We start from the raw sequence: 13,589 nt of genomic DNA on the forward strand, positions 1-13,589 counted from the left end.
CGTCTCGTGGGCTCGGAGATGTGTATAAGAGCCAGCATCCCCCCCGTCATCAGGTCCGCACCTTCGACGCGACCTCCGACGAGACGGGCCACTTCGTCCTCAAGCTGGACAAGCCCCTCACCGGCACCCTCACCGCGGAAGCGGAGGGGCTCCTGCCGCGCAAGCTCCAGGTCCAGGCCCCCGCCTCCGGGCTGCGGCTGGCCCTGGACGCCGGCGCGACGGTGCGGGGCACCGTGACGAACTCCGACGGAGCCCCCGTCCACGACGTGGACGTCACCCTGGTGAAGGAAGCCGTGAAGGTGGACCCGGAGACGTCGGAGAGCGGGGAGCGCGCCGCCTTCGCCGGCTCCACGGAGGAGGACGGCCACTTCACCCTCCGGGGCCTGCCGCCGGGCGCCTATGCCGTCTGGGTGCGGGCGACCACGGGCGGCGGCTACGAGCACCGGATGCCCGAGCGCGTGGAGGTGCGGGGCTCGGAGACCGTGGAGCTGTCGCTGCACCTGGACCTGGATGGCCGCATCGCGGGCGTGGTCGTGGACGCGCGGGGCGAGCCCCTGGCGGGCGTCGACGTGGAGGCCAACGCCCGGCCGGACAGCGCCAACGACGTCCGCACCTATGCGCCCGTGTCGGTGAAGACCGGCCCCGACGGCCGCTTCGTCCTCGAGCACCTGGCCCGGGACGCGGACTACGAGCTGGTGGCGCAGAAGCCCGGCTACGCGATGCCCCAGCCCCCCGAGGAGCCCATCCCCGAGCGGGACGGCGACGAGACCGACGAGGAGCTGCACGAGCAGATGAGCCGGTGGATGCACGACCAGGGTGACCCCCACGTCGTCGCCCACACGAGGAGCCTGGCCGTGCGCATCGTCCTCGCCACCCAGGGCCGCATCACCGGCCGCCTGGTGAAGGGCAATGGCGCGCCCATCACCCGCTTCAGCGTGAACGAGGAGGCCGTGCGCGACCCGCGCGGGGCCTTCACCGTCTTCGTGGACAAGCCCGGCCTCGAACACCTGACATTCCAGGTCCCGGGCCACGCGCTCACCCAGCGCGACGTGAAGGTGCCCGCCGGCCGCGACGTGGACCTGGGCGAGGTGCGCATCGACACGGGGCACACCGTGCGGGGCCGCGTGGTGGACGACGCCACCGGCAAGCCGCTGGCGGGGGTGGAGGTCTCCCTGCAACTGCCGCGCGACGCGGTGAAGGCGGAGGACGTGGCGGCGCAGGAGGACGAGGACCTCATGGGCTACAGCGGCTTCAACTCCTTCCTGGATGCCACCACCGGCCCGGACGGCACCTTCACGCTGCCCGCCGTGGAGTCCCGGCCCTACGTGCTCACCGCGCGGCACCCGGGGTCGGATTACGCGTCGATCGAGCGCACGTTGGGCCCCACCGAGGACACGCTCGAGTTGCGCCTCGTGGGGGAGACGCGCCTGGAGGTGCGGGTGACGGGCCCGGACGGCCAGCCCCACGGAGCCATGGTGTCCGCCCGGGAGGTGGGGGCCTTCGAGGCCAAGAACTTCCTCTCCGAAGGGGACGGGCTGACCGTCTTCCGCGACCTGGAGCCCGGCGACTACGTGGTGGGCCCCCGAGCCCGGAGCGAGGAGTACGCGGCGCCCTACAAGACCGTGCGCGTCGAGGCGCACCGCGTGACCCGGACGGAGTTCCAATTGCTTCCGAAGGGCGCCACGGTGACGGTGCGCTGGGGCGAGCGCGGGGCCCAGGGCCAGACCTTCCTCTTCCCGGGTCCGATACCGCTGCCCAAATCGGACGAGGAGCGGGAGCAGCTGCACTGGTCGGCCCTGCGCACGGGGTCCCAGGGCAACGACAGCTGGAGCAACGTGGCGCCCGGGCCCTACACGCTGGTGGTGCTGCACCACAAGGGCGGCGGCAAGTGGCTGTCGTACCGGCAGGACGTGACGGTGGGGACGGACGACACGCAGGAGGTGGTGGTACCCACGATTCAGTGGTGACGCCGGTGCGTCTCGTGCCTCGCGGTGACGGGGAGGTGTGTTAAACCCCCCGACCCATGACCGCGAGCGACGCGCTGAGCGCAGCAGACCTCGAACGTCTGGCCCGGGCGGAGGCACCGGACCTCGCCGAGGCCGTGCTGGCCTTCCTGGACCAGGACGAGCCGCCGTCGGACACGCCGCTGCCGCAGGGCGCGCTCGACTTCGACGCGTTGAGGATGACGCTGGCGCGGGCGCAGCAGCACCGTGAGAAGCGTGCCCGGCGCGAAGGCTCCCACGAAGCGTGGCAGCGCTTCCTCGCGCAGAAGGACGTGCCCCTGCCCGCGCGGTTCGCGCTCGCGGACCTGCTGGTGTCCCTGTACGAGAAGAACAGCGAGCCCGCGCGGGCCGCCCTGCTCACGCTCGCGCGAGAGGCGCCCCTGAAGTTCGGCCTGTGGGCGGGCCTCAAGCGCATCTACAAGCTCGCGGAGGCGCGCCACGACGCGGAGCTGTTCGGCGTGCTGGCGTGGCGCTTCGACACCGAGCGCGGCAGCCACCGCTCGCGCGAGGTGGGCACCGGCACCCTCACCTACCTCCAGCGTCGCGCGTGGCGCTTCCTGCGCCAGCTGGGCGCGGCCGTGCCGGAGCTCTACCCGCAGTTCGCGGTGGAGGTGCTTCGCCACTACACGCCGGACACGTCCTGGTCGTCGTGCTGGGTGGCGCACCACGTCTGGGCGCACAACAGCCGCAACTACACCGCGTCGCGCTTCTCCATCCAGCCGCCCGCGGACATGGTGAAGCAGCGCATGTACCCGGACGCGTGGAAGCGCTCGCCGGACGCGCTGATGCGCCTCCTGGACACCTGCGGCTCGGACCCCGCCGCGAAGTTCGCCATCCAGGGCCTGCGCAAGGACTTCCCGGAGGCGCTGCGCAAGGTGACGCCCGCGTGGCTGGACCGGCTGGCGCGCCGGCCGCTGGGCACCGCGCACGACTTCCTCGTGGAGACGCTCCAGGGCTCGCCGGAGTTCCACCAGGGCAAGCTGCGCGCGGCCGGGCTGCATGACGCGGTGCTCGCGCTGCTGCTCTCCCCCAGCGACAAGGCCCGCGCGTACGCCATCGAGTACGCGCGCGGGCACGCGCAGGACCTGTCCGCGGACCGGCTCGCGGAGCTGGTGGAATCAGGCGAGGACGACGTCAAGGCGTTCGCCGCCGCCGCGCTGGAGAAGCGCAAGCCGCGCGAGTTGGGGCTGGAGTTGCTGGGCCGGCTACTCACCACGAAGCCCACGGCGGCCTTCGCGGCGAAGGCGCTGGAGCAGTCCTTCGACCGGGCGGAGCTCACGCAGGACTTCCTGCGGGAGCTCATCCTGGGCACGCAGGAGCAGCTCAAGTGGGCCACGGGCTACGTGTCCTCCAAGTACGCCGCCGGGGAGATGCCCGCGGCGTTCTGGAAGCAGACGCTGCTGGAGGCGAAGCGCGCGTCGCGGCAGCGCACCGTGGAAGACACGGTGATGAAGGCGCTCGGCGCGTACAAGCCGGCGGACATCGGGCCGGAGTGGCTGCTGGACCTCGTGTCCCATCCGCGCCTGGGCCGTCAGGCGGCGCAGTGGCTCACGCGCGCGGACAGCCTGCCGGGCCTGGACGTGGAGCGGGTGAAGGGGCTCGTGTTCAGCGCGAAGCACCGCGAGACGGCGCTGGCGCTGCTGGGCAACCGCAAGCTCTTCACCGCGCGGCAGCTCACGGTGCCCTGGCTGCTGGCGCTCGCGCGGCGCGCGGACCCCACGCTGCACGACTTCGCGCACCGCTACCTGCTGGAGAACGTGGTGCCCGCGGACTTCAGCGACACGGGCGACGCGGCGCAGGGCCTGGAGCGCCTGTTCGACCTTGCGCTGGGCGCGAAGCAGCCGCCGCCGGTGCGCACGTTCGCGCAGACGTACCTGCGCTGCCACCACCCGGGCATCGGGCCGGAGCAGCCGGAGTCCAAGTCCTATGACTTGAAGCCCCGGGCGCCGCGCAAGGCGTACACGGCGGAGAGGCTGTGGCCCGCGCTGCTGGACGCGCGCGACGACGTGCGCCGCTTCGCGCTGACCATCGCCCGCTCGGAGCTGCGCGCGTGGGGCTACCAGACGCGGGTGTACGAGCTGGCGGACTCGGACGCGAAGGAGATCCGCAACCTGGCGTATGACGCCCTGCTCAACGCGGGCGAGGCGGGGGCGGACGCGCGCCACACGCTGCAGCCGGAGGAGCTGGACGCGGGCAAGGTGTTCGCGCTCACGGAGTCCCCCAAGCGCAGCACGCGCGAGGTGGCGGTGGAGCTCATCCGCCGGCACTACGCGCGGCTGGGCGGGGCGGAGCGGCTGTCGGGGCTGATGCAGAGCGCGGACCGGGAAGTGGGCCTGTTCGCGGTGCGGCTGCTCTGGGAGAAGCACCGGCCGCTGCACCTGCCGGAGGGCTGGAAGCCCGCGGGCGGCGGCAAGGACACGCGGGAGGCGGGCGGCACGACGCGCTTCTCCGACGTGGAGTCCCTGCGCGCGTTCCTGCGGCGCATGCTGTTCGGCCTGCCGCCCGGGCGCGCGAAGGAAGCGCGCGAGGGCGACGTGCAGCGCCGGCTGTCCGCGAGCGTGGCCAAGCGCCGCGTGGTGGAGCTGGTGAGGGATCTGGGCCTGGAAGACGAGAGCTTCGCCCGCGTGGTGGCGCCCGTGCTGGGCGAGTTCACCGGCTCCGTGGCGAAGGGCGAGTGGCAGAGCTGCCTGGCCTCGCTGGTGCAATTGCGTGCGGCTCACCCGGGCGTGCAGCTCGGCGGCATCTAGGACAACGACACCATGGCCAACCTCTCCATCGGCAACATCGAGAAGGTCCGTGCGCTCGCGGCCAATGCCCGCCTGCTGCTCGTCGGGGGCACGCGCGCCGCGGCGGACAGCCGCCTCACCGCGTATGACGCCGCCAACAACAAGGTCCTCTGGACGGCGGCGCTGCCCTCCCACGTGCTGGCGCTCGCGCTGTCCGGAGAGCGCTTCGCCGCGGCGGGCGCGGACGGCACGGTGCGCTTCGGGTCGCTCACCGACGGCGCGGTGCAGTTCCAGCTCCACGGCGCGCACCCGGGCGGGTGCACGGCGCTGGCGGCGAGCCCGGACGGCAAGGTGCTCTACACGGCCGGCATGGACGGCTTCGTGCGCGCGTGGGACTGGGAGAGCACGCGCAAGCTGAAGGAGTGGAGCGCGTCCTCGCAGCCGCTGCGCGCGGTGGCGGTGGACCCCACGCACACGTACGTCGGCTGCGCGGGCGATGACGGCGTGGTGCGCTCGTTCACGGTGGCCTCCGGCGCGCGCCGGGACATGACGGGCCACGAGGGCGCGGTGCGCGCGCTGGCCTTCACGCCGCGCGACGGCCGGCTGGTCTCCGCGGGCGACGATGGGAAGCTGCGCATCTGGTACCTCGTCGGCGCGGTGGAGTTCGAGGTCCGCGGCGACAAGGACAGCGGGCACGCGGGGCCGGTGCACGGGCTGGTGTTCCCGCCCACGCCCCCGGCGGAAGCAGGCCACGAGCCGGAGGAGCGCATCGCGTCGGTGGGCGGCGACGGCAAACTCAAGGTCTGGCGGCTGGACGAGCGCCGCAAGCCGCGCACCTTCGAGCTGGGCACGAAGGGCGTGCACGCGGTGGCCTACGCGCCGCCGGTGAACCCCCGTCAGGCGAAGCAGCTCTTGGGCTACGTGTTCGCGGGCGGCGACGCGCGCACCGTGACCCGCATCACGCTGGGCACGGACGGCAAGCCCACCGACGAGACGGTGACGTACGCGCACGGCTTCGACGTGCTCACCGAGGCGCTGAAGGCCGCCCTCCCCCGCCGCGAGGCCGCGGTGCGCGAGGCCGTGGCGCTGCAGGAGCCGGAGGCGCTGGAGTTCGTGCTGGGCGTCCTCGCCACGGACAAGGCCCCGGAGGCGCGCAGGCTCGCGGCCACGGAGCTGGGCACGCACGGCCACACGGCGGCGCGGGCGAAGCTGCGCGAGCGGCTCAACGACGACGACCGCTCGGTGCGCGTCGCGGCGCTGGAGGCCCTCTCGAAGCTGGAGACGGAGTCGCCGCTCGCCGCCCCTCGCGCCGCGCTCGACTCGCGCTTCTCCGACATGCGCATCCAGGGCCTGCGCCTGCTCGCGACGCTGGGTGGCACGTCGCCGCTGGTGCCGGGGCTCATCTCCGCGAAGCTGGCGGATGCGAAGCCCGACGTGGGCGAGGCCGCGCTGGACGCGCTCGTCACCGTCTCGCCCAAGGGCAGCACGGAGCCCCTGAAGACCGCCTTCGAGCGCGGCCCCTCGCCCCTCAAGGTGGAGGTGCTGCTGCGCGCGTCGGGGGCGGGGCTGCTGGGAGACCCGCGCCTGCAACCGCTGGTGGCGCGCGCGCTGGACGACGAGGACCGGGACGTGCGCCGCGTGGCCTTCGCGGTGCGCGTGCTGGAGCGGCGCTCGCTCGCCCTCACGCTGGAGGCGCGCGACGAGGAGTTCGCCCGCTCGGTGCGCGACGTGGCCCGGATGCTGGCGGTGCAGGGCAAGCGCGCCGCGGGCATCACCAACGTCCAGACCATCGAGGCGGAGGTGACGGCCTCGCGCGAGCTGCTCTTCGCCAACGCGAAGAAGGGCGCGGCGCTGACGGAGGCCGACCTGGAGCCGCTGCTGGCCGCCATGGCGTGCCGCATGCCGGACACGGCGGTGCGAGGGGCTCGGGGCCTGGCGCAGCTGGGAGACGGACGGGCGCTGGGCGCGCTGTTGCAGCTGTCGCGCGAGGACGAGTCGACCATCCGCAGGCAGGCGGCCGCCGCGCTCCAGGCGTTGCAGGATCCGCGCGCCCGCGAGCGGCTGGTGTGGATGCTGGACGACGCGGACGCGGACGTGCGCGCCGCGGCGCTGGAGGCCGTGGTGGCGCTGGACGTGGACGCGCCCCTGTCCGCCGCGGAGGCCGCGCTGCGCTCCGGTCACGAGGACGTGCGCGTGCGCGGCCTGGACCGGCTGGTGAAGCTGGGCGCCAAGGCGGAGGGCGCGGAGCCGCTACTCGGTGACGCGCTGGAGGACGAGTCCGGCAAGGTGCGCGGCGAGGCGTTCCGCACGCTGTGGGCGTGGAACGAGCAGGAGCCGAAGAAGGCGCTGGACCGGGCGCTGGCGGGCCGCTTCCCGGACCTGCGCAACCGCGCGGTGGAGGTGCTCGCGCAGCGTGGGACGGAGGACTGGGCGCAGGAGCGGCTGAAGAAGTCCGTGGAGGACCGCGACGTCAGCGTGGCCACCGCCGCCTACGAGGCGTGGGTGAAGCTCGCGGGCAAGGAGAAGCCGGAGCCGCACCTGGCCGCGCTCGCCTCCACGCACCCGGCGCTGCGCGAGAAGGCCGCGAAGGGCTCCATCCACGCGCCCTCGGAGCCGCTGCGCTCCGCGCTCCTCAAGCGCGTGCAGGACGAGCACCTGGAGGTGGCCGTCGCCGCGCTGGACGCGCTCGACAAGCTCATCCCGAGCGAGAACGGGCCGCTGCTCGCGGGCATCGCGGCCACGGCGCTGCCGGTGCGCGTGCGGGCCGCGGAGCTGCTCGCCCCGCGCGGCGCGGAGGACATCATCGAGCCCATGCGCGGGCTCATCACCGACAAGGACCTGGAGCGGATGTACCCGCCCGGCTACCTCGTCCCCCTGCGCATCCGCGCGTCGCGCGCGCTGGCCACGCTGGGCTCGCGGCGCCTGCTGGGCTTCTACGCCACGGTCCTCCTGCCGCACGAGCTGACGGAGCTCCAGGAGCAGGGCGCGCGCGGGCTCGCCACCGCCAGTCGCCGGGGTGACGAGGGCGCGCTGCTGGACGCCCTGGGCCACTCGCTGGTCGCGGCCCGCTCGTGGGCGGCGGACGGCCTGTCGCGCCTGGGCGATGTGCGCGCGCTGCCGGTGCTCACCGGGAACCTGCGCCATGAGCACCTGCCCATCCGGCTGGGCGCCATCCTCGCCTTCGCGGCCCTGGGCCCGGAGGGCGACGGTGGCCTGCTGCACGGCCTGGAGGACGCCGCGCGCGAGGTGCAGGAGATGGTGTTCGCCATCGTGCTCGCCCGCGACCTGCGCGCCAGCCGCGACGGTGGACCGCCGGACCTGCTGACGAGCGCGCTGTCCAGCGGACGGCCGGAGGTGCGCTACGCCGCGGCCCGCGCGCTGGAGCTGCGCACGGAGCCGGACGCGTACCGCGCGCACCTGGTGGAGGTGCTGTTGCCGCCGCGCCCGGAGAAGGCCGGCGACATGAAGGACTGGCCCTCGGAGGAGGACCGGGCCAAGCGCGTCGTGGGGCTCGCCGAGGCCCTCTCCAGCGGACAGCCGGAGCAGCGCTACGCGGCGGCCCAGGTGCTGCTGCTGCGCAACAAGCCGCTGGACTACTTCCGCGAGGCGCAGAAGGTCGCGCGGCCCCGCTCGCTGGACGCCCCCTGGAAGCCGGAGACGGCCGAGGGCGCGTCGCACGTGGTGCAGCCGTCCACCCTGGAGAAGCAGGGCACGGCGTCCGCCACGGGCAAGAGCTGGCTGCGCCGCCTCTTCTCCGCGGTGAAGCCCCCCGAGGGCAGCACGGACGCCATGGCGACGCCGCAGTCGGCGACGCAGGCGGAGCGGCAGCACCTGCGCCGGCTGGCGTTTGGCGCCTACGTGGGCCTCCTGCGGCAGGTGTCCGCGGGCGACGAGGAAGGGCACCGCGTCCGCCGCGACGCCGTGGACCGCGTGGTGAAGCTCACGCAGGAGGGCTACGCGGGCACGTCCGCCGCCGTGGCCGCCCTGCTGCGCGCGCTGGAGGATCCGCACCAGCTCGTGCGGCGCGCGGCGCTCGCGGGCCTCAAGGAGCTGTACCCCGCCGGCAGCGATGAGCCGCTGGCGCTCGCGCTGGCCTCGCTCGCGCCCGACGTGGCGCGCGCGGCGCTGGAGGAGCTGGCGGAGCGCGGCGACGCGGCCCGTCCGCGCGTCACCGCGGCGCTCAACTCGCCGCTGCCGGAGGTGCGCAAGTCGGCCTTCGAGCTGCTGGAGAAGCTGAGCCCGCCGGGCAGCCTGGATCCGCTGCTGGCCGCGCTGGGCAGCGAGCACGCCGATCTGCGCGTGGGTGTTATCGAGCGGCTGGCGGGCGCCAACGACTCACGCGTCACCGAGGCGCTGGGCCGCGCGATGGGCAGCGAGCACGAGGACCTGCGGCTGCGCGCCGCGGAGCTGCTCGCGTGGCGTGGGGATGACCGGGCGGTGGAGGTGCTGGGCACCTTCCTGCGCTCGGAGGTCCCGGCGGTGGTGCGTCGCGGGCAGGAGGCCCTCGCGCGGCTGGGGACCCCGGCCGCCGTGGCGGCGCTGGCCGCGCGCCTGTCGGTGGCGACGGAGATTCCAGAGCGCACGAAGCTGGTGGCCGCGCTCGGCCGCACGCGCCGTCCCGAAGCGCTGGACGTGCTCGCGCGCCAGAGCGTGGAGGACGACGCGCCCACCGTGCGCCTCGCGTGCGTGACATCCGCGATGCAGCTCACCTGGCCGCCGGAGCAGGAGAAGCTGGACGAGGAGGAGCGCGACCTGAAGAAGCGCGACGCGGCGCTCGCCGTGCGCTTCCTCAAGGTGGCCGTGCGCAGCAACGACCTGGAGGTCCGCAAGGCCGTCGCCGCGGAGCTCGAACACGGCAAGAACGAGGGCCAGGACGCGCTGCTCGTCTCGCTCTTCACCGACCGCGACGTCACCGTGCGCGCGGAGGCGGTGGCGCGCTACTCGAAGCGCGTGGTGGAGCAGGGCGCGGCGGTGGAGCCGCTGGAGGAGATCCTCCGCGCCGGGGCCCGTGAGCTGATGCTGCCCGCGGCCGAAGGCGTGGCGCACCAGCGCCGCGTGAGCGCCCTGCGACCCCTCTTGCTGTACGCGCGCGCCGGAGAGCCCGAGGAGCGCGGCCGGGCCCTGCTCGCGCTGGGAACACTGGGCGATGCGCGCGCCCTCTCCGAGCTGGAGCTGGTGGCCGGCGGTGGCACCCCGGAGGCGCCCGCCGAAGAGGACATGGTGCTGGCCGCCATCGAGGCCCTGGGCCGGCTCGCCAGCCGACTGCCCGAGGGCGAGGATCGCCGCCGCATCGAGGAGAAGGTGGAGGTCGCCGCGGTCGAGGGCACGTCGCCCGAGCACCAGCAGGCCGGCGTGCGGGGCCTGCGCGCCATCGGCGGAGAGCGCGCCCGGGTGAAGCTGGAGGCGCTGCTCGCGGACTCCGACACGGACGACGAGGTGCGCATCACCGTGGCGAAGGAGCTGGGCAAGCTCGGCGACCCGGAGGCGGAGAAGGCCCTGGCCGCCGCGCTGGACGAGGATGACGACGAGCTGCGCGAGACCGCGCGCAAGGCGCTGGACGCGCTCTTCCCGAAGGACCGCACGCGGGTGGAGTTCCTCGCCGTGGCCAGCACCCAGGAGGACATCTCCGAGCCCGCCGCTTCCTACCTCGCCAGCGAAGGCGACCCGGCGCAGCTCGTGCCCCGGCTGGCCACGCTGGAGAGCGCGGAGCTGCGGCGAAGGCTGCGACGGGGCCTCGCCCGGCGGGGCGCGCTGCCCCTGCCGGAGGTCATCGCGCTGCTCGGCCACGACAAGCCGGAGGCCCGCGAGGAGGCCGCGCTGCTGGTGGGCACCTGGACGGGCGATGCCCGCGAGCCGGGCGCGGTGGACACCGCGGGCCTGACCCGCGCGCTCGTGGCCGCGGAACGGCGCACCGCCGCAGCCTGGGCCACCACGTCCCCCCCGAAGCGTGAACCGCTGGCCGCCGCCTGGGAGCGGCTGTTGTGGGCGGGCTCGCGGCTGGGCGCGAAGGAGCTGGTCGCGACGTCCGCGGAACTCTTGCGCAAGGGTGAAGCCAGCGCCCCCGCGGCCGTGCGCCAGGAAGCAGCGCGGGTGCTGGGACGTCTCAAGGCGGCCAACGAAGCCCCGGCCCTGCGCACCGCGCTCGGGGATCCGGACGCCCCGGTGCGCGCCGCCGCCGCGTCGGTGCTGGCCGCGCTGGTCCCCGCCCAGGCCGCGACCTGGGCCCTGGAAGTGAAGCCCTTCGACCCGGTGGCCCTGGGTCCCACGGGCGCGAGCGTCGCGCCGGCCGCGCTGACGGCCAGCGAGCCCCGCCGGCTCGCCGTGCCGGCACTGCTGGCGAAGAAGGACCCGGGGCCGCTCAAGGCCGTGGCAGCCGACGCGAAGCCGGAGGTGCGGCAGGATGCGTGGGCCGCGCTGGGTCGCATGGGCGGTGACGAAGCGGCGGCGCTGCTGAAGACGGCGGCGTTCGACAAGTCCCAGTCGGTGGAGCTGCGCAAGGCGGCCTACCGCGCCCACAAACGTGCACGCCGGGCCGCCGAGCGCGCCCGCAAGGAAGGTCAACCGTCGTGAGCACCGCCACCGCACGTCATCCCGTCGCGCTCAACTACGCTGCTGAGAGCGACGTGGTCGTCACCCCGGACGCCTCGCGCGTGCAGCTGGCCCTGGAGGGCTCGCGCGGCACCGTGGGCGTCAGCGGCCGCGTGAAGGACCCCACCCTCTTCCGCGACGCGCTGGCCGCCGCCTTCGGCGTGCTCTCCAGCGACCTGCGCTACCGGGGCCGTGACCGCACCGCGTACCTCGCGTACCTGATGAAGCAGGGCAAGCGCGCCAGCGCCCAAATCTGGGAGGCGCAGAAGGCCTTCCTCGACAACGCGCTCGACGGCGAGGAGAAGAAGGACGCGGTGCTGGACCCCGTCCTCACCGTGGATCCGGATCAGGTGTCGCTGGAGGTCTTCTCCCGCGACGAGAGCGCCTACGCGCGCCTGGCCTTCGACAACAGCCTCTTCGACAACCGCGAGGCCGCGCACGGCTCCACCTTCCTGGACGTGCCCGCGGACCTGCCCGCCCGGCTGGACCGCCTGCGCGCCTACGCGCCGGTGACGCTGGAGGCCCACGTCGCCCCGGCCATCAAGCCCACCTCCACCGAGCCCCGCGCCGTGCGCAACGTGGAGGTCCCCCACGCGTGGCTGCGCGGCTTCCTCCAGGTGCAGTCGGCCGCGACGCTGCCGGCCACGACCTGCTCCATCGCCCCCATCGACCTGTACAACCTGCTCTTCGCGCTGCGCACCCGCCGCTCGAAGAAGGCGCCCCGCGCGCTGCGCTTCGAACTGGTCCCCGGCGCCCCGCCCCGGCTGGTGCTGGAGCCGTGGGAGCAGGTGCTGGAGTGCCACGGCGGCGCGTACACCGGCAGCGCGCCCGCGGTGGTGCGCACCTTCGGCCGCCAGCGCCTCACCGCGCTCGCGCGCCTGCTGCCCCACGCGAAGAGCGTGCACATGCAGCTGCTGGGGCCGGGCCTGCCGGTGTTCTGGGTCATCGACCTGGGCGTGGCCACGCTGACGCTGGGGCTCACCGGGTGGACGGAGAGCGGCTGGTCCAGCGCCGCGGCCTTCGACGCGCTGATGCCGCGCGACGTGCCGGAGGGGCTCGCGGAGAAGCTGCGCCTGCGCCTGCGCAAGGACGGCCCCCTGCCCTTCGACGTGCTTTCGAAGGACGCGGGCGCGCCGAAGGACCAGGTGCGCGCCGCGCTCCAGCTGGAGTGCCTGCGGGGCCGCGTCCTCTTCGACGTGGCGCGCGGCACCTACCGTCCGCGCGAATTGATGCCCACCCCGGTGGACGAGGCCGCGCTGCGCTACGGCAACGAGCGCGAGGCGCGCGCCCACCGCCTGCTGGGCGACGGCGGCCCCGGCGCGGGCGAAGTGAAGCTCACCCAGGTGCACGACCTCGTGGGCGAGGGCACGCGCATCCAGGGCGAGGTGGTGGACCGCGAGGCCGTGCGCAGCTTCTTCCCCAGCTTCACGCTGGACCTGGAGGGCCGCGTGAAGGACGCGGGCTGCGGCTGCCCGCACTTCCGCCGCTCCGGCCTGCGCGAAGGCCCGTGCGAGCACATGCTCGCGCTGCGGCTGGTGTACTCGCGCCGCCGCACGGAGGAGGAGGCCCTGCGTCAGACGCCGGAGGGCCGCAAGCTCATCCGCGCGGAGACGCGCTCCTACGTGCGCCGCGACCCGGCGACGGGCCTGGAGCAGGTGTACCGCGTCTCGCTGGACAGCAAGGTGGTGACCCTCGCGTGGGGCCCTCGCCTGGGCGACCCGCGCCACCAGAAGCTCTGGTTCGACTCAGACGCGGAAGCGCGCACGGCGTACTTCAGCCGGTTGGAGAAATTGACCGCGGACGGATACATCGACGCGGCCTCGACCTTGGTGTAAACCCACAATCAACGGCCCGGCCGCCGACGGGGTGGCTGGAAGGATGGGTGCGACGGACGAAACACGAATCGCGAGTGGTCGAGAGAGGTCTGGACCGCATCAGCCTTAGCGCCTCGAGCGCGGGAGCGGCGTTGCGCCGCTCTGGTTGGAATGCTGGACACTCTCCGCAAGGTAGCCTGTTCTTGGCTCTCTCCCTCCGGTGCACTGGTGGCCGGGTGGGAAGCTGAACCAACGACGCAACCGCCGTTTTCCCACCCGGCCACCAGTGCACCGGAGGGGAGAGCCGGTGAGGCTACCGTGCCCCAGGTGAGCTGGTGGTGCCTTCCTGGCCTCCCTCGACCGCTCGATTCCGTCCGTCGCCCCGCCTGAAGCCGCCGCGCCCGTCGAAGGTGCCTCGATGACCGCCAAGCTGGAGTCGTTCGTCCCCGCCGCCCCGC

At 74.1% G+C, this 13,589-nt stretch carries 4 protein-coding genes; all 4 read left to right on the forward strand.

Annotation, left to right across the window (positions count from 1 at the left end; translation table 11 throughout):
* Positions 1-1,967 (forward strand): carboxypeptidase-like regulatory domain-containing protein (locus D7V93_RS23345; protein WP_208723122.1); only part of this gene is annotated, 1,967 nt, incomplete at its 5' end.
* A 56-nt stretch (positions 1,968-2,023) separates the two neighbouring features.
* Complete coding sequence (locus D7V93_RS23350; RefSeq protein ID WP_120645517.1) at positions 2,024-4,750, forward strand: hypothetical protein; 2,727 nt, start codon at positions 2,024-2,026, stop codon at positions 4,748-4,750.
* A 12-nt stretch (positions 4,751-4,762) separates the two neighbouring features.
* Positions 4,763-11,299 carry a HEAT repeat domain-containing protein gene (locus tag D7V93_RS23355; protein ID WP_120645518.1) on the forward strand — a complete coding sequence of 2,179 codons (6,537 nt, stop codon included), beginning with the start codon at positions 4,763-4,765 and terminating at the stop codon, positions 11,297-11,299.
* Positions 11,296-13,152, forward strand: coding sequence for an SWIM zinc finger family protein (locus D7V93_RS23360; protein ID WP_120645519.1), 1,857 nt, complete (start codon positions 11,296-11,298; stop codon positions 13,150-13,152). The genes D7V93_RS23355 and D7V93_RS23360 overlap by 4 nt, the downstream gene beginning before the upstream one ends.
* The last annotated feature ends 437 nt before the right edge of the window (positions 13,153-13,589 follow it).

The sequence above is a fragment of the Corallococcus llansteffanensis genome, from assembly GCF_003612055.1.
GTDB classification, from domain to species: domain Bacteria; phylum Myxococcota; class Myxococcia; order Myxococcales; family Myxococcaceae; genus Corallococcus; species Corallococcus llansteffanensis.

Coding starts and splice junctions, on each gene's coding strand:
- D7V93_RS23355 (WP_120645518.1), top strand. CDS start 4,763: ATGGCCAACCTCTCCATCGGCAACATCGAGAAGGTCCGTGCGCTCGCG.
- D7V93_RS23350 (WP_120645517.1), top strand. CDS start 2,024: ATGACCGCGAGCGACGCGCTGAGCGCAGCAGACCTCGAACGTCTGGCC.